General features: G+C 25.8%; 18 protein-coding genes. 13 read left to right on the top strand and 5 right to left on the bottom strand.

Annotated elements, in window-relative coordinates:
* The first annotated feature begins 40 nt into the window (after window positions 1-40).
* The 6 genes from BN346_RS10075 to BN346_RS10100 all read left to right on the top strand — a co-directional run bounded on the left by BN346_RS10075 (window position 41) and on the right by BN346_RS10100 (window position 6,388).
* Window positions 41-802, top strand: a complete 762-nt coding sequence (locus BN346_RS10075; protein WP_040328352.1) for an alpha/beta hydrolase — start codon at window positions 41-43, stop codon at window positions 800-802.
* An 82-nt stretch (window positions 803-884) separates the two neighbouring features.
* Complete coding sequence (locus tag BN346_RS10080; protein ID WP_040328355.1) at window positions 885-1,838, top strand: transposase; 954 nt, start codon at window positions 885-887, stop codon at window positions 1,836-1,838.
* A gap of 356 nt (window positions 1,839-2,194) precedes the next feature.
* Window positions 2,195-2,494, top strand: a complete 300-nt coding sequence (locus BN346_RS10085; RefSeq protein ID WP_203226295.1) for a DUF898 family protein — start codon at window positions 2,195-2,197, stop codon at window positions 2,492-2,494.
* Between the two features lie 132 nt (window positions 2,495-2,626).
* Window positions 2,627-3,634 (top strand): YeiH family protein, encoded by a 1,008-nt coding sequence (locus BN346_RS10090; RefSeq protein WP_203226296.1) that lies wholly within the window; start codon window positions 2,627-2,629, stop codon window positions 3,632-3,634.
* A 159-nt stretch (window positions 3,635-3,793) separates the two neighbouring features.
* Window positions 3,794-4,669 carry a potassium channel family protein gene (locus tag BN346_RS10095; protein WP_040328357.1) on the top strand — a complete coding sequence of 292 codons (876 nt, stop codon included), beginning with the start codon at window positions 3,794-3,796 and terminating at the stop codon, window positions 4,667-4,669.
* 192 nt (window positions 4,670-4,861) lie between these two features.
* Complete coding sequence (locus tag BN346_RS10100) at window positions 4,862-6,388, top strand: carbohydrate-binding domain-containing protein (protein WP_051540258.1); 1,527 nt, start codon at window positions 4,862-4,864, stop codon at window positions 6,386-6,388.
* 578 nt (window positions 6,389-6,966) lie between these two features.
* Here BN346_RS10100 and BN346_RS10105 read toward each other — a convergent pair.
* From BN346_RS10105 to BN346_RS10120, 4 genes are all read right to left on the bottom strand, one after another.
* Entirely contained in the window at window positions 6,967-8,223 is a 1,257-nt protein-coding gene (locus BN346_RS10105; RefSeq protein WP_040328359.1) for a sensor histidine kinase, read from the bottom strand.
* 2 nt (window positions 8,224-8,225) lie between these two features.
* Complete coding sequence (locus BN346_RS10110) at window positions 8,226-8,897, bottom strand: response regulator transcription factor (RefSeq protein ID WP_040328360.1); 672 nt, start codon at window positions 8,895-8,897, stop codon at window positions 8,226-8,228.
* A gap of 134 nt (window positions 8,898-9,031) precedes the next feature.
* Complete coding sequence (locus BN346_RS10115; RefSeq protein ID WP_040328362.1) at window positions 9,032-9,721, bottom strand: DUF4956 domain-containing protein; 690 nt, start codon at window positions 9,719-9,721, stop codon at window positions 9,032-9,034.
* Window positions 9,715-10,467 carry a polyphosphate polymerase domain-containing protein gene (locus BN346_RS10120; RefSeq protein ID WP_040328365.1) on the bottom strand — a complete coding sequence of 251 codons (753 nt, stop codon included), beginning with the start codon at window positions 10,465-10,467 and terminating at the stop codon, window positions 9,715-9,717. Before BN346_RS10120 ends, BN346_RS10115 begins: the two co-directional genes overlap by 7 nt.
* 410 nt (window positions 10,468-10,877) lie before the next feature.
* On the opposite strand from BN346_RS10120, the gene BN346_RS10125 reads away from it, so the two are divergent.
* Window positions 10,878-13,814, top strand: a complete 2,937-nt coding sequence (locus tag BN346_RS10125; RefSeq protein WP_040328367.1) for an insulinase family protein — start codon at window positions 10,878-10,880, stop codon at window positions 13,812-13,814.
* Between the two features lie 315 nt (window positions 13,815-14,129).
* On the opposite strand, the gene BN346_RS10130 is transcribed toward BN346_RS10125, so the two are convergent.
* Window positions 14,130-14,435, bottom strand: a complete 306-nt coding sequence (locus BN346_RS10130; RefSeq protein ID WP_040328368.1) for a hypothetical protein — start codon at window positions 14,433-14,435, stop codon at window positions 14,130-14,132.
* Between the two features lie 538 nt (window positions 14,436-14,973).
* Between BN346_RS10130 and BN346_RS10135 the strand changes: the two genes are divergently transcribed.
* From BN346_RS10135 to BN346_RS10160, 6 genes are all read left to right on the top strand, one after another.
* On the top strand, window positions 14,974-15,468 hold the full coding sequence (locus BN346_RS10135) for a MarR family transcriptional regulator (RefSeq protein ID WP_162472036.1): 495 nt from the start codon (window positions 14,974-14,976) through the stop codon (window positions 15,466-15,468).
* Complete coding sequence (locus BN346_RS10140) at window positions 15,443-15,940, top strand: GNAT family N-acetyltransferase (RefSeq protein WP_040328369.1); 498 nt, start codon at window positions 15,443-15,445, stop codon at window positions 15,938-15,940. Before BN346_RS10135 ends, BN346_RS10140 begins: the two co-directional genes overlap by 26 nt.
* 304 nt (window positions 15,941-16,244) lie before the next feature.
* On the top strand, window positions 16,245-17,063 hold the full coding sequence (locus BN346_RS10145; protein ID WP_040328370.1) for an ABC transporter permease: 819 nt from the start codon (window positions 16,245-16,247) through the stop codon (window positions 17,061-17,063).
* Between the two features lie 34 nt (window positions 17,064-17,097).
* Complete coding sequence (locus BN346_RS10150) at window positions 17,098-17,436, top strand: hypothetical protein (protein ID WP_040328371.1); 339 nt, start codon at window positions 17,098-17,100, stop codon at window positions 17,434-17,436.
* Between the two features lie 29 nt (window positions 17,437-17,465).
* Window positions 17,466-17,891 (top strand): hypothetical protein, encoded by a 426-nt coding sequence (locus BN346_RS10155; protein ID WP_040328372.1) that lies wholly within the window; start codon window positions 17,466-17,468, stop codon window positions 17,889-17,891.
* Between the two features lie 107 nt (window positions 17,892-17,998).
* Window positions 17,999-18,665 (top strand): hypothetical protein (locus BN346_RS10160; RefSeq protein ID WP_040328374.1); only part of this gene is annotated, 667 nt, incomplete at its 3' end.

Raw genomic sequence — 18,665 nt, forward strand, 5'->3', positions numbered from 1 at the left:
AATTTAATTAGAATATTAGAAGGATAAAGGAAGTAATAATATGATGGGGAGTTTAGAAAGTATTATTTTAAATAAAAGAAAAATACTTATATACACACCAAGTTCGTATAATAGTAGCAAATGTAGCTACCCAGTTTTATATTGTAATGATGGTGATATTATGGAAAAATCAATAAAAAAAATTATAGAAAAAGTTGAAAAATCAAATGAAGAAAACAAAACTTATGAATGTATTATAGTAATGATTTATCCTATCAATCGTGGTGAGGAGTATACTCCATGGAAAAGTAAAAATCCATTTGATAACAGTATTTTTAGTGGAAATGGAGATAAATATTTAAGTTTTATAAACAATACTGTTAAAAGTTTTATAGATAATAATTATAGAACAATTAGAGACAAATCATATATTATGGGATACTCATTAGGTGGATTAATTTCAGTATATGCTATGTATAAAATTTTCAACTTTAAAAAAGCTGCGTGTATATCTAGTTCATTATGGTATGATGGATGGTTAGAATTTGTAAAAAATAATAAAATAATCAATAAAGATTCTGAAATATTTTTATCACTTGGAAAAAATGAATGTAAAACTAAAAATAAAATAGTATCAAAAGTTCAGGAAAACACTTATGAAACATACAAAAGTATAAAAAATCAAATTAATATAAATGGTAAAGTGGAAATTGTACTTAATGAAGGTGGACATTTTAGTAATGTAGAAGAAAGATATTTGAGCGCAATACAATGGTTAAATAAAAAAGAATTAAAAGAGAAAAATGAAAAATCATATTTATAGAAAAACAAGACACTCCTTTTGTTTAAATAAATATCAGTTGGTAATACTTACAAACAAATGATAATAAAAAGGAGTGATTGTTTTGTCACGTCAAGCAAGAGTAACAGATTTAAATGGAATATATCATATAGTAATCCATGAATCAAAATCAAAACCATTATTTCCATCAGAATCAGATAAAGAAATGATGATGGAAAAAATAAGAGAAAGTCAAATAAAATATCAATTTAAAATCTATGCATATTGTTTAATGGACACTCATGCACACTTCATAATAGACTCAAATGGCGAAGAAATTAGCACCATAATGAAAAGTATAGGACTTAGGTATGTAAAATACTATAACCCTAAATATGACACAAACGGACCACTGCTAAAAGAAAGATTTTTTAGTGAAGTAATAAATACGGATGAATATTTACTAAAAGCATCACTATACATACATGCTAATCCAAAAGACATATTTGGATATAGTGAAATGCCTGAAACATATAGATTTTCAAGCATGCGTTGTTACCTCGGAAATGAAGATGAATTTGGAATATTAGACACAGACTTCATACTAAGTATATTATCAATAAACTCTAGATATGCAGTAGAATCATACGTAAAACTATTCAAACACACATTAATACAAAAAGTATCACACTTTAAAGAATTAAACCTATCAACCACACTAACAATCAACAACAGAAAAATAGAAATAAAAATAAACGATAAGAAATTTGGAATAACAAGAAAAATACTAAAAAGAAACTTTGATGTAGAACAAATAATAAACTTCGTAGAAAAAGAAACAGGAATAACAAGAAGTTCATTCCTAACAAAAGCAGATCATGGAGTAAAAACACCAAAAGCATTATTCATACTATTAGCAGGAATATACACAGAAAAAACAACCTATGAAATAGGACATATCCTAGAAAACATGTCCATAGAAGAAGTAAATGCCCTAAGCAACGAAGGCATTCACTTAGTACTACATGAAAATAAATACAAAAACATAATTGAAAAATTTTATAGTGAAAATAAATAACAAAAAAATTTAACAACTAAAATAACACTAGAAATTTTAAAAAAAATAAAGACATTCTACTTTTCTCCTTTAAAAGTGTACAAGCTATCAAAACTTCAATTAAAATTGAAAATATATACCCTTTATAGCTCATTTATAAGTGACAGTCACCAATTTATATGCTATTTAAAGTTATTTAAAGTGACAGTCATTAAAAAATAGTCAATAAATAAATGACTGTCACCTATAAATTATGACTGTCACTTATAAGTCACCTACAATTTAATTAAGGATTATTTAAGGATGAATAAATGTATAGTTTATGTTAGAAAGTTACTATACTATTATAGATATAACAAATGAGGAGGAAGGATATTATGTCAAGATTTGAAGGTGGATTATTAGGTCTGATATGTGTTAATTTATTAGCAGCTTTAATAAGTGTTGTTACTTTAGGGATAGCAACACCATGGGCTATGTGTATAAAGTATAGATGGGAAATAGAGAATACAGTTATAGAAGGAAGAAGACTAAGGTTTATAGGCAGTGGTGGTAGTTTGTTTATGAATTATATAAAATGGTGGATGTTGACTATTATAACATTTGGAATATATGGTTTTTGGTTATATATAAAGTTAATAGAGTGGAAGACTGAAAATACTGTTTTTGATAATTAGATTATAAATAATCATTAATAATATTAATTATTATCATATGAACAATTCATTTTACTTATGATTTATCAGTGATTATACTATTACTTGTGATTAGGAAATTAATTAAATTTTTATATAAAGAGGTAATGGTATATGATGAAGAAAATAAAAGAAATTATTCCAGGACTAGTCGTTTCAATAGGTGTAGGAGTTTTGAGTATATTTATAGGGCAGTTTGTTCCAAAGTTAGGAGCTGCAACAATTGCTATATTTTTAGGGATGATTGTTGGAAATCTATTTTTAAATCAAGAAATTTTTCAAAAAGGATATAAATTTTCAGAGACAGACTTATTATCATATTCAATAGTATTATTAGGGGCAACATTGAGTGTTTCAACATTAATGGAGCTAGGAATTGGAGGAATTACATTTATTGTATGTCAAATGACTGTTACTATAGTTGGTGCTTTGTTTATAGGAAAGAAATTAGGCTTTGGAGAAAATTTTAGATTTATGATGGCTAGTGGAAATGCAGTTTGTGGTTCATCTGCAATTGCAGCTACAGCACCTGTAATAGATGCAGATGATAAAGAAAAGGGAATAGCAATTACAATAGTTAATGTAACTGGCATATTTTTAATGTTTTTATTACCGCTTATTGCTAAGGTTCTTTACAGTCATGAAACTATGCAAACGTCAGCGTTGATTGGAGGAACATTACAATCAGTTGGTCAAGTTGTTGCAAGTGGGGCAATGGTAAATGAATCAGTAAAAGACCTATCTACTATATTTAAAATTGTAAGAGTTATATTGCTTGTAGTAGTAGTGCTTGTATTTGGTCATTTAAAGAATAAAAATAATGAAGAAATAATTGAAGAAGAAGCTATAGATGTAAAAAAGGGCAAGGTAAAAATACCTTGGTATGTAATAGGATTCTTTGTTACTTGTGCATTGTTTTCATTAGGAATCATATCTAATGATGTATCAATGTTATGTAAAACAATAAGTAATAAGCTTGAAATATTTGCTTTAGCTGCAATAGGATTAAAAGTAAATGTTAAAGATTTAATAAAACAAGGAAAAGCAGTATCACTTTATGGATTGTTTGTTGGATTACTACAAATAGTTTCAGCAGTTATATTAATAATGATTTTCCTATAATATAATAGATATATTAGATAGAGTTAAAAGATGATGAAAATAAATCTTTTAACTTTATTTTTTTATTTAAATATGTAAATGTAGAAATAAATAATTTTACTGTAGTATAATTACTTTAAATTTATATAAAATATTTAAAATGGTAAATGGAGATTATTTATGGGAAAATTTTTTATGATTACAACTACAATTATCATATTAATAATTGTGTTTATTAGAAAAGTTTATAATAAGAAAACAGTATATTCACTTAAAAAAGGAATAAAAGATATAAATAACTATTATAAATCCTTATTTAAAGAACGAAATGCAATTGGGAGATTGATGCAAACTATACTTTTAGTATTAGCACAGATATTTATGATGATAAATATTACAACGGGAATTATAAAGTATTTAGATGTAGCAGAGAACATTTATGTAAATTTAATTACAAAAACAATAATTATAACTTGTATAATTATTGGTATTTATTTTATAGTAGGATATATTCTTTTAATTTCATCTAAAGTATATAAGTTATTTTATACAGTTGAAGATATGAGCATGAAAATAGACTTATTAATTAGTTATTTTATATTAAATATATATTTTACTATTCTTATATTTTTTCCAAGTGAATTTGCAGACACTTGCTATATTGGTATGATTGGAGTTGCTATAAGTCATTTGCTAAATTTAAGAATTCTTATTAAAGTTATAAGAAATCCTAGAAATATAAGTGGTAAGAGTTCTGAAAAAGTGGATTCAAGAAGTATAATTATAGTTTCTATAGTTATATTAATTATGATAATTTTAAATTTATTTTTGGGTGTATGCCTTGTTGAAAGTATGAATGCAAATGCATATTCGGGTAATCCAAGCAAATTTGATTTATTCTACTATACAATAATAACTTTTACTACTATTGGGTATGGAGATATAGTGCCTATATCAGTTTTAGCAAAACTTATGAGTATAATAATTGCAATAACAAGTGTTATATGTCTTACTGTTTTTTTAGGATCAGTTTTAGGAAATAAAGAAGAACATTAAAAAAAGATGACTGTCACCAAATCTTATTTTGGGGGACAGTCATCTTTTTTTCAATAAAGCATCTAAATATAAATTTTGTATTTTAAAATTCTAATTTGAAACTTAAGTTTGGTTTAAGGTACAGGTGCTATTATTTCATTAACGATGAAAGAACTTTATTTTTTATATAGACAAAAAAGGAGAATTTATATTATGAAGAGAAAAGGTATATCAATATTAATAGCCTTAACATTATGTTTAACAGCTACAGCTTGTTCAAACAATACAAGTACCAATAATTCAACTGAAGTTAATGAAAGTTCAAAAATAGATATAAAGTCATTAGATAATGAAACTGTTGGAGAGGCAAATACTATTATAAAACTTGGAAGTGATATGTCTGTTGAAGGAGAAGGAGCTTCTATAAATAACAATAATATAAATATTACAAAAGCTGGAACTTACAGTATAAGTGGAGATATGGAAGAGGGACAAATAGTAGTAAATGCAAGTTCGGAAGATAAGGTATATATAATATTAAATGGTGTAAATATAACATCTAAAAGTAGTGCGCCTCTATATGTAAAGAGTGCTAAAAAATGTGTGCTTGCTTTAGAAAAAGGTACAGAAAATACTCTTACAGATGGGGAAAGTTATGTATTAGATGATGAAGCTAATAATGAACCTAATGCATCAATTTTTAGTAAGGATGATTTAACAATTATAGGGGAAGGTAAATTAAGTGTTAATGGGAATTATAATAATAGAATTGCAAGTAAAGATGATTTGAAAATACAAAGTGGAGAAATAGTAGTTAATGCAAAGAATAATGGGATAAAGGGTAAAGATTGCATTAATATATCAAGTGGAAATTTAACAATTAAATCAGAAGGTGATGGCTTAAAAGCGGATAATACAACAGATGCAACTAAAGGATATATATATATTGAAAATGGGAGAATTAATATAACATCAGGAGAAGATGGAATTCAAGCTGAAACAGAATTGCTAATTGCAGATGGAGACATTACAATTTCTTCAGGTGGAGGAAGTGCTAATAGTAGTTCTAAGAGTGAAGAGTTGAGTATTAAGGATAAGATGAAAGGTGAAAAATTTGATCCTAATGCTTCAATTAACATGACTGATGGAGTTGTAATAGTAAATGGACCAGAAAACAATGGAAATGGAGCACTAGATTATGATGGAAAGTGTGAGGTTAGTGGAGGAACATTAATTGCAGCAGGAAGCTTAGGAATGGTTCAAACACCAAGTGATTCATCTAAGCAAAATACATTAAATATAAGTTTAACATCACAAGAAGCAAATACTTTAGTCAATGTAAAATCAGAAAGTGGTGAAGAGATTATTACATTTGCACCATCAAAATCATATCAATCACTTGTTATATGCTCACCAAATATAAAAAGTAATGAAAAATATTTAGTTTCAGTAGGGGGATCTTCAACTGGAAAACAAGTAGATGGATTATATAGTGATGGAAAATATTCAGGTGGAGCTAATGTAGGCGACATAGAAGTTACAAGTGTTATAAATAACATTACACAGGAAGGTGCCACTCAAGGTGGAGGCATGGGCGGTGGCCGTGGTGGAAATAAGGGTGGACGTCCAGAAGGTGAGATGAATGGAGAAAATTTAACACCACCAGGAAAAGAAATGAAAAATCCTAATGATGCTGAAACATCAGCAACACCAAAAAACGAAAATAATAGTCAATTATAAGAAGTATATATAAATTTGAATAGAAAAGGGTGAATTATTTAAGATAATTTACTCTTTTTCATTGTATTTTATTCTAAATGCAATGATGTATAGTACATTTAAAATTATTAATGACTGTCACTAATGATGATAGTGTATTTAAATTAGGGCCCGCCAAGATTGAAATCTCGGCTACAAAGAAGAAAAAAATGTGACAATATATGTAGGATGGAATTCATTCTACCAGGAATTAGGAAATGAGAAAAATCAAAGTCCGCCAAGGTTAAAACCTCAGCTACAAGTGAGAAAAAAATTTGTTTCCAATATGTAGGCCAGGTTTTAACCTTGCAAAACGTTATTAAAATATATATTTTAGCTTACAAAAAAGACAGTCACATAAATTAATGACTGTCACCAATGATGATAGTGTATTTAAATTATGGCCCGACAAGATTGAAATCTCGGCTACAAAGAAGAAAAAAATGTGACAAGATATGTAGGGTGGAATTCATTCTACCAGGACTTAGAAAAGGAGAAAAATCAAAGTCCGCCAAGGTTAAAACCTCAGCTACGAATATGAAGAGAAAATTTATTTTAATTTATTGAGGCAACTCTATAATGAAGGAAGTAGATTTATTAATTTCGCTTTCAGCATAAATTTTACCTTTATGTTGTTTTACTATAGAGGTTGCAATAGAAAGTCCTAAGCCATAACCACCAGTTTTTCTATCACGAGAACTATCAACTCTATAAAATCTTTCAAATATTTTTTCAAGATGTTCAGGTGCTATTCCTTCACCAGTATTTTTTATAATTATTCTAACCTTACTTTTTTCAATGAACATAGAAACTGTTATTTTTCCTCCTGGATTAGTGTGTTTAACCGCATTGTCCATTATAATACTAAATAGTTTTTTTATACTTTCTTGATCTCCATTTATTAAAACATCATTTTGAATATTTGATTCTAAATCTATTTCGTTTTCATAAAGAACAGCATCAAACATTAAAATCATATTGTTCATAATTTTACTTATATTTATAGGGGTTAATGTAAGTTTGTTTTCAGCAATATCTAATTTAGCAAGTGATAACATTTCATTTATAAGTGTAGACATTCTATCAGCTTGTGCATTTATATAATTAATCCACTTTGATTGATTTTCTACTGTGTCTTGTGGATTACTAAGAATTAAAGATGTGTTTGTTTTTATTATAGTTAAAGGTGTCTTCAATTCATGAGATGCATTTGCAATAAATTCCTTTTGCTTTTCAAAAGTTTCTTTTATCGGAGCTATAGTTTTATTAGTAAGATAAACACTTATTACAAATAAAGCAATTAAGCTTATAGAACCTATTAAAAGAAAGTTTTTTAATAGTTCAGCCATTAAGTATTCATAGTGGCTTCTATCTACAAAAGCAATTTTACGTCCAAATTCACTAGTATACTTTAAATATGAATAATTAGTACTATCTATAGTTATTGTCCCAGAAGACGATTCAGTATTTAAAGTTGTGTTTATAGCATTTTTAAGTATAGCATCATCAATATCTACACCAAATGATTGAAATTTTTTTAGAATATTACCTGTATTATCAACCTCAACAACAATGCTATCTGAATTTGGAATTGGTTTATGATTAGCTTTAATTAATTCATTAGAAGTTTTATCAAATTCCTTAATTTTAGGTTTATTAATATTACCGTTTTTTATCAAATTATCAAGAGTCATATTAATTTCCCTATTTATATTTGTTGAAGTCATTATATAGATAGTTGCAAATATAGCTAAAAACACTACAGTTAATAACATCATATTTATTAGAATAAATTTTGATTTAAGTTTATCAAACATATTTATTCCTCCAATCTATATCCAACTCGTCTAATAGTAGTAATTTTCACATTGGAATTTAAATGAGACAATTTTTTTCTTAAAAAAGATATATAAACTTCAATATTATTATGTTCAACTTCAGATTCAAAGCCCCAAAGTTTAGTTATTAAGTCATCTTTACTTACTACAATTTTAGGTCTTTGCATAAAATATTTTAGAATTTCAAATTCTTTTAAAGTCAGTGTCAATGAATTATCATACACTATCATTTCATATGTAGCTAAATTTAAATTTATATCACTAAATTTAAGTATGTTTTCATTAACAAATTCACCATTTCTTCTTGTAACAGCTCTTAATCTTGCAAGCAATTCATCTGGTGAAAATGGCTTTGGCAAATAATCATCAGCACCAGAATCAAGACCTATAATTTTGTCTTCTATGCTACCTTTAGCTGTAAGCAAAATTACAGGTGTAGAGATATCTTTTTTTCTAATTTCTTTTAAAACATCTAATCCATTTAATTTTGGAAGCATAATATCTAAAATTATTACATCATAAACATCTGTAAGTGCATATATAAGCCCATCTTCACCATCAAACACAGCATCAACAGAATACTTGTTTTTAACAAGGATTTGCTTTAATGCTTCAGAAAGTTGTATTTCATCTTCTATTAGTAATATTCTCATCTAAATCACCTCATAACATATAATATATACAGTTTCAATTTTTATAATTAGATTTTAACATTTTAACCTTAAATGAAAATTAATTTATAAAAAAATCCCTGAATATATTTTAATAATACATTCAAGGATGGAGGTTAGCCATATATTTTTTCTTCAAAACCATTAAAAGTTAAACTAATATTTAAATTACCATTTCTAGAGCGTAGTGAATCTAAAAACTCTTTTTGATTTATATCTTCTTTTAAATAAATCATGTAACTAAGTTCAAATAATGCTCCAAAATCTCTAGTTCTTACCTTTTGCATTTCATGGAAAGTAGTATAAGTATTTAATATATCTTCAAAAATGTCTTCATAGTTTAATTCTTCAGGAATAGTAATTTTGAGTTGCATAATCTTACCATTAGGTGCAGCAAATTTTGTTACAGAAAGAACAAACATTAAAAGACAAAGTATAGTTGTAAATATTACAGCATATCCAATATAACCCATACCACATGTAAGTCCTACAGCTAAAGTAAAGAATACATAAGAAATATCTTTTGGATCGCCAGGGGCACTTCTAAAACGAATAATTGAAAATGCACCAGCTAAACTAAATGCTCTAGCAACATTATTTCCAACAAGTAGTATTATAATTGAAATTATAACAGGTAACATTATTAATGTAATTGTAAAACCTTGATTATACCCATTTTTTTTATTAGTTTTCATATATACAATACTAATTACTAAACCAAGTATAATAGAGGAAGCTATAATTATTAGTGCGTTAGCCAGGGTAAACGATTCTCCTGTAGTTGATGATATTAGTGTATTTAACATATTGCTTTTCTCCTTTCAACAATGCCATATCTTTTTTTATAAGAATAATCCATATACTCATTTCCGTACTTTGAAAAATGTGTATTATATATTTCTAGTTCAGAAAGTATTTTAGTAAACCACACAGGGATTGCTCCCAAAAACTTAACTTCCATAAGATATTTATTTGTTCCTAAAATATCATTTCCAAAACACCCCTCTTCTAGGGACAAATAATCACGTCGTGTTAATATTTTAGAATCAAAGGTTATTCTAAAATCTCTATCATCTTTTGCAAACAAGGCATTTCTTGTATAAGCAATATAAACTTTAGGTTTAACTTTATTTTTGCTAAGATAATATTCAATCTCCCGTATAACTTGATTATTTATATAATCATTAGTAATAGGTGGTTTTCCAGATTCTAAAAAATCGTAAGCTTCTTTAAGTGTAAGAACTACTCTACGCTTGCTGACAATCCCATTAATCTTCTTTTTTAATTCAAGGAAAACTTTACTATTTAAATTAGTAGGATTTGTGTAAGTTCTTAATCTAAGTTTTTCCTTATAATAAGGACTTGCAATGGAATGACGTATTACATCATCAGTATCTGTATCATAATATATATTGAAAATATCATATGTTTTAGAAAGTTTACAATATTCATCTTGTGTCATATAAGGTTCTAATTTCAAAAGCAAATTATCATATTCAGTTTGGTTTAATATAAATTTTTTTTCAAAACGTTTAAAAGATTTTATAGCCATAAGTATTTACCTCCCATAAAAGTTGTTTTCGTTTCTATGAGTAAATTATAAAATTATAAGCTTAAACAAATCTTAAATTAAAAAACAAATTTTAAATAATGATAAAAACTTTAAAAGCTAAACTTAAAACACTATAAAAATAAAGCACATAACAGATTTTAAACTTTATATGAATAAAAATTTAAAAGTATTTACTTAAATGTAAAAAAGTGATAAAGTCAAAACATAAAGTTTATTAAAAGGAGGTCATTGTAATGAAAAGATTAATATATATAAGCAAATTTAATAATATTTTAAATGACCTTGATTATAAATTTTAAAAATTTTTATTTGATATTTTAAGTCATAGGGTAATTTAAACTCTATGGCTTTTTATATTGTTTTAGAAATGATGGGGGAGATGATTTAATATGAATTTTAAAGTCGATGAAATGTATCATGGTTTTAAATTATTAAGAGAAGAAAAAATTTGTGAAGCACAATCTATAGCTAGAGTGTTCGAACATGTTAAAAGTGGGGCTAGACTATTACATTTAGCAAATGAAGATGATAATAAATTATTTTCTATAGGCTTTAGGACAACTCCTACAGACAGCACAGGTGTTGCTCATATTTTGGAGCATTCTGTACTTTGTGGATCAAGAAAGTTTAAAGCAAAAGACCCATTTGGTGATATAGAAAAAAGTTCATTAAATACTTTCTTAAATGCTATGACATACACAGATAAAACAATTTATCCTGTTTCAAGTAGAAATCACAAGGATTTTATGAATTTAATGGATGTGTATTTAGATGCAGTTTTACATCCAAGAATATATGAAAATCATGAGATATTACGTCAAGAAGGTTGGCGTTATGAAATTGATTCAAATACTAATAAATTATGTTATAAAGGTGTAGTTTATAGTGAAATGCAAGGGGCTGTATCTTCACCAGAAGAAGTAATGGCAAGCAAAATATATAGTTCATTATTTCCAAATACAACATATGAATTTGTTTCAGGTGGAGCACCAGAAGATATTCCTAAATTAACACAAGAACAATTTGAAAAATTCCATAGTAAATATTATCATCCAACTAATAGTTATATATTCTTATATGGCAATCAAGACTTAGATAATTGTCTAAAATTTATAAATGAAGAGTATCTTGATGAATTTGATAGAATAGAAATTCCGTCTTGTATAGAAGATACTAAGATTTTTACTAATATTGAGGAGCAAATAGTAGAATATTCTATTAGTGAAGAAGATGATGACAAAAATAAATCTTTCTTAGCATTAAACTTTGCTTTTGGAGAAACAAAAAATGGAGAAGATTATTTAGCATATCAAATACTTTACGATATGCTTATAGAATCTAGTGCATCGCCGATTAAAGAAGCTTTACTTAAAGTAGGTATAGGAGAATGCATAATAGATATAGATGAAATGAATATGGACCCAACTAAGAAAATGTTATTTCCAATAGTAATAAAAAATGCTGATGGAGATAAAAAGGATGAATTTAAAGAAATTATATTCAATACTTTAAAGGGACTTGTTGAAGATGGCATAGATAAGGATAAATTAAAAGCATCTATAAATACATTAGAATTTGCACTACGTGAAGCAGACCCTTGGCAAATTGCTAACAAAGGAATTGAATATAATCAAAGAGTGTTGAATAGTTGGTTATACGATGGTGATCCATTAACACATTTAAAATATGAAGAGAATCTTAATAAAATAAAAAATGCTATAAATGATGGATATTTTGAAAAATTTATAGAAAACAATATGATTAACAATAAACACTGCTCATTAGTAGTTTTAAATCCTAAAAAAGGATTAGAAGTAGATAAAAATAGATTATTAGAAGAAAAACTAGAAAATTATAAGAATAGTTTAAGTGAAGAAGAATTAGAAAAGCTTATGGAAAGAAATGAAAAATTACATCAAGCTCAATTAAGAGAAGATACAGAAGAAGAAAAAAATACTTTACCTAAATTACCTATGGAAGAAATAGATAGAAAAGCAGAGAAGATACCGAGTGAAGTAATTAAAAATAAGGATTATACATTAATAAAAACTAATTTAAAAACTAATAAAATTGCATATATAAATTTCTTATTTGATGCTACATGTATTGATGAAGGCAATATTAATTATTTAGGGTTATTAAGTGATGTATTAGGTGAAATGGATACTAAAAAGAGAAATTATTCTAAGCTTATAACAGAAATTCAAAAAAATACTGGTGGAATACACTTTGAAAATGAAGTTTATACAGAAAAGAATAATAGCATGGAATATTACCCTAAATTTACTATTAAATCAAAGGTTATTTCAAAAAATATAAGTATATTATTAGAATTAATTAAAGAAATAATATTTGATACTAAGTTTGATGATAGTACAAGATTAAAACAAATTATTCAAGAGATAAAATCTAAACTTCAAATGAAATTAATAAATGCTGGACATGTAATTGGAATGAATAACGTATTATCAAAAGTTTCATGCAGCAGAGAGTATAGTGATAGGGTAACTGGTGCTTCATATTATAAATTTATATGCAATTTAGAAAATAACTTTGAAAATAATGTAGATGAAATTAAAAATAAACTTTCAAAGGTTTATAAAACTATATTTAACAAAAATAATTTAATTGTATCTATAGTTGGAGAAAATGGTGAAAGTGATAGATTAACATCTAATATAAACACAATTTTAGATAGTATGAATGATAGCAAATATGAACCTTTTAAATTAGAAGAGAAAAAAGGCAAGGATATTGAAGGAATAATAACTGCTAGTAATGTACAATATGTCATAAAAGGATTTAACTTTGCAAAACTTGGATATAAGTATTCAGGCAATCTAAATGTACTTGAAAATATACTAGAAAATGAATATTTATATCCTATGGTTCGTCTTCAAGGTGGTGCATATGGTTGTTACATGAATATAGATAAAAATGGAAATATGGCATTTTTCTCTTACAGAGATCCAAGTCTTACAAAAACAATAGATGTTTATAATGAAACTTATAAATTTATAGATAAAATAGATTTCAAAAAAGATGATATGGATAAATTTATAATTGGAACAATAGGTAGAGTTTATGAACCACTAACATTATCACAAAAAGGTGAGAAGGCAGTTAGTAATTATATTTGTAATGTAACTTATGAAGATACACAAAGAGAAAAAGATGAAATTTTAAATACAACACTTGATGAAATGAAAGAATACACAAATATGATTAAAGAAGGCATGAATGAAAATTACTGTACAGTAGTAGGTAATGAAAGCAAAATTAAAGAAAACTCATCTATATTTAATAAAATAGAAAAGCTAATATAAAAAATTAAGGCATCCATTTATATGAAGAATGGATGTCTTAATTTTATAAATTAAAACAAAATATGATAGTTATTATAAAACAAATATTTATAAATATTGTAGTATAAAGAATGAATTGTTTATACTTAGTGTTTTTAAATCGTTTAAAAAGAATTAGACTATTAAGAAGTATAAATATAAATAGGAAAATTAGATATTTTAATATGAAAATCACCACCTTGATGAGAATATATACTAATTGTGTCATAAATACATATATTAGTAAATGAAATACTAACAAAAAACCTCTCAATATATTATGAGAGGTTTTTTGTATTATTTATTTATCCAGTCAATTACTCCAGGAGTTAAAGATGCAACATTTTCTTTATCTACTTTAGTAACAAAAATTGTATCATCTTCTTCAACGAATTCTTTAAGCTTTTCTAAAATTTCATTAGCACTTAAATCTGTTTTAACTAAAAAGCTAGTAGGCATAAAATGTGCCCAAGAACCTAATGCTTTTATGTTACCAGTAATTGCATAATCGTCACGATGATGATGGTGATGTTCATGGCTATCTCCACATCCACAAGAATGAGATTCTTCTTTTAAATAATAAGTAATTGTATAAATTGACATAATTCTACCTACCTTCATTGTTAATTTAATTGAAAATTAAAAATTGAGAATTGAAAGTGACCAGTAAAACTGAGTTTATAGGTATTTCTATTCTTAAATGTTATTATAACCTTTATAGGCGAGAATTAATTCTTGCCAAACGTCACTTGAATATATTTTTAAAAAATATTTATACTCAAATCAAGGACAGCCAAGATTAAAAATTCAGCTACCAAACTGATATAGATTTTATCTACAAAGAAAAAGTAAAATGTGCCAATTCACTTGTAGGAAAGGCTTCAACCTTGCCTAGTCACATTTGGATATATTACTTTCTAATTTCTATATAACATTTTAATTTCCGAGTTCTCAATTTAAATAAGATTAATTTAATCTTCTAGCTTGTTTACCTAAATATATAATAATATATATTTCAGATAAAAGCTATACATTATCACAAAATAATGATAATTATTTTCAATTACATTATTATAGTTGAAATTTCAACTATAATAATGTAAAATATAAATTAATTAAGTTGAATATTCAACTAAATGAGGTGATAATTATTAAAAAATTAGAATGTGAGATATTAAGACAAATAGGTGCATTATCAAGAGCAATACATTATATCAGTGATGAAAAATATAAAGAAATAAATTTGCAGAAAGGGCAATTTATATTTTTGACCCGTATATGTGAAAATCCAGGTATAAATCTTATTACTTTATCAAATATGCTAAGAGTTGATAAAACAACTACTACAAAGGCAATTCAAAGATTAATTGATGGTGGATATGTAATAAAAGAAAAAAATGAAGAGGATAAAAGAGGATATAAACTAAAACCAACACAGGAAGCTATAAATATATATGATTTTTTAATTGAAGAAGAAAATAGAAATATAGAAGTTTGTTTTAGAAATTTTAATGAAGAAGAAAAAACATTAGCTACTAATTTTATTAAAAGAATGGCTGAGAATACAAAAGATGATTGGAAATTTATGAAAAGAGAAAGGGAGTGCACTAATGATAAGAAAAGCAAAAGAAGATGATGTATTAAAAATAATGGAAATAATAAAATCTACAGTAAAAGAAATGAAAGGTTACAATAATACTCAATGGGACGAGAACTATCCAAGAGATATAGATTTTTTCAATGACATAAAAAATGGAGATTTGTATGTTGAAGAAATCGAAAACTCTATAAAAGGATTTGTATGTATAAACTATGTTGAACCTAATGAATATAAAGATTTAAATTGGTCATCTAATGAAAAGTGTATGGTAATTCACAGAATGGCAGTGGATTCTAATTTTAGAAATAAAGGAGTAGGTAAAAAATTAATAAGTTTTGCTGAAGAATTAGCAAAGGAAAATAATATTAAATACATAAAAACTGATACATACTCAATAAATACAAAAATGAATTCATTATTTTTAAAATGTGGGCTGAAGCTAATTGGTGAAATGAGTTTTTTAGGCAAAGAAAAACCATTCTACTGTTATGATAAAATTTTATATTAAAAGTATATTAAAAATTCACACTTAAAGGGTGTGAATTTTTTATTATACAGGAATTTAATTTTATGTAAAATGTTTACATAAAGGCTACATAAAATACACAGTAATACAATGACAGTGTGAAATAATAATTATAAAGCAAATGTAATAATGTGAAAGTTATTACATTAATTTTATATGTAATTTTAATAAATATAAAGCATAGCAAGCACATAATTAGATTAAAAATTCATTTAAGTGGGGTGATTAAGTAAGCATAAAACTACATAAATAATTATATATTTAAATTTCAAGTGAGGTGTTTTAAATGAAAAAAATGTTTAAGATAGAGCTATCACGTGCTATAAAAAGCAGAGCAATGGTATCAGCAATTTTAATTGGTTTGATTATAACTGTAGCTCATAATATTCAATATAATGCTGCAGCAATTAATTTTATTAAGATGGCAAGTAAATATAATAAACCTATGTATTCGCCACCAAATGCAATTATAGATTGGATAGGGGGAAAGTATACAGCTCAATCATTTTTATATTATCTAATATTACCTATTTTAGCATGTATACCTTTTGCAGATTCTTTTTTTACAGATAAAAAGAGTGGATATATAAAAAATGTACTTATAAGAGCTAATAGAAAAGATTATTTTATAGGAAAATATTTAGCTACATTTATAGCAGCAGGTATTGCAGTTGTAGTACCATTAATTGTTAATTTAATAATAACATCAATGATTTTACCATCATATGTTCCTAATGCATATTCATATGGTTATCTAAGTGAAGTAAGTATGTGGAGTAAAGTGTTTTTTACTCATCCATATATATATATATTAGGGTATTTAATTATAGATTTCATATTTAGTGGATTAATTGCAACAATAGGACTTTCCATAAGTTTAATAGCAGAATACAAATTTATGGTAATTATAGCTCCATTTTTAATATATGTATTTATATATTCTGTATTAGGTTCATTTAATTTAGAATCATATATACCACTTATATTTTTACAACCATATTCTTATAAAAACAAATTTATAATTATATTATTAGAGACAGTGATAATGTTTTTAATTACAGCAAGTACATTTTTAATTAAGGGAAAAAAGGAAGACATTTATTAAAAAATATAAATTAGAAGTATTGAGGTGCTATAAAATGAATAAAAAACAAATAGCTTTGATAGTTTGTGGCGTAGTTATGATAATGGTAGTAGTTTATAATAGTTTACTTAAAAATAATTTTATACCTAAAAACAATGTTTTAAATAGTAAATCAGAAGATAGTGAGAAAAATGAAAACATAAAAGATGATAAAAGTGAGAAAGAAGAAAATATTAAAGAAGAAGAAAGCGACGGGAATGTTATATCACAAGGTGAAAAATTGGAAGGCAGAGAAATTACAATTGCTACTGAAAGAGAAAATGAAAATGGAGAAGAATTTAAAGTTGGAAAAGAAATAGAGTTTGATGATTCAATTTATATATTAATAAAGTAGAAAGAAGTAAAGAGCAAAAAAACTTTAAAATGAGAAATGATATTCCTATGGCAAGAGTTGATGAAAGAGGAAAAATTACAGAGGAAAAGATAGTAGAAATTGATGATAAAGGAAGTATAACAAATGAATTTTCATATTTTATTATAAATATGACAATAAAAAATAAAACAGATAAGGTTTTAGAAAAAAATTTAGGAGAGTATTGTATTACTTTTTATGATAATAACAATAAAGTAATAAATGGAGGTGAGCCAATTTTAACAAATAAAGAGGATAATGGGAGAGATAAACATTATTTTTACTATAATTTGCAACCACATGAAGAGCTTACAACAGATTTAATCTATATAATGTGGGACAATTATTTAGATTATAACAATGTTGAATTAACTATTGGAAGTGTAGATTATAGAGTTAGAGGTCAACAGTGGAAAACATTAAAAGTTAGATATTAATTATAGAAGTATTAAAGAAATAGTTTTTAGTTACATCAAAATACATTTTAAAATGGAAGTTAAAGTGAAAGGAAATATATAAATTAGAAGTATTGAGGTGATATAAGATGAATAAAAAACAAATAGCTTTGATAGTTTGTGGCGTGAGCATGATAATGGTAGTAGTTTATAATAGTGTACTTAAAAATAATTTTATACCTAAAAACAATGTTTTAAATAGTAAATCAGAAGATAGTGAGAAAAATGAAAACATAAAAGATGATAAAAGTGAGAAAGAAGAAAATATTAAAGAAGAAGAAAGCGACGGGAATGTTATATCACAAGGTGAAAAATTGGAAGGCAGAGAAATTACAATTGCTACTGAAAGAGAAAATGAAAATGGAGAAGAATTTAAAGTTGGAAAAGAAATAGAGTTTGATGATTCAATTTATATAGTTAATAAAGTAGAAAGAAGTAAAGAGCAAAAAAACTTTAAAATGAGAAATGATATTCCTATGGCAAGAGTTGATGAAAGAGGAAAAATTACAGAGGAAAAGATAGTAGAAATTGATGATAAAGGAAGTATAACAAATGAATTTTCATATTTTATTATAAATATGACAATAAAAAATAAAACAGATAAGGTTTTGGAAAAAAATCTAGGAGAGTATAAAATTAGCTTTTATGATAATAACAATAAAGCAATAAATGGGGCATCTCCACTTTTGACTAACAAAGAAGATAATGGACAAGATAGAAGGTATTTTTGTTACAGTTTGCAACCACATGAAGAGC

It is taken from the genome of Clostridium ihumii AP5, assembly GCF_000612845.1.
Classification (GTDB): domain Bacteria; phylum Bacillota; class Clostridia; order Clostridiales; family Clostridiaceae; genus Clostridium_J; species Clostridium_J ihumii.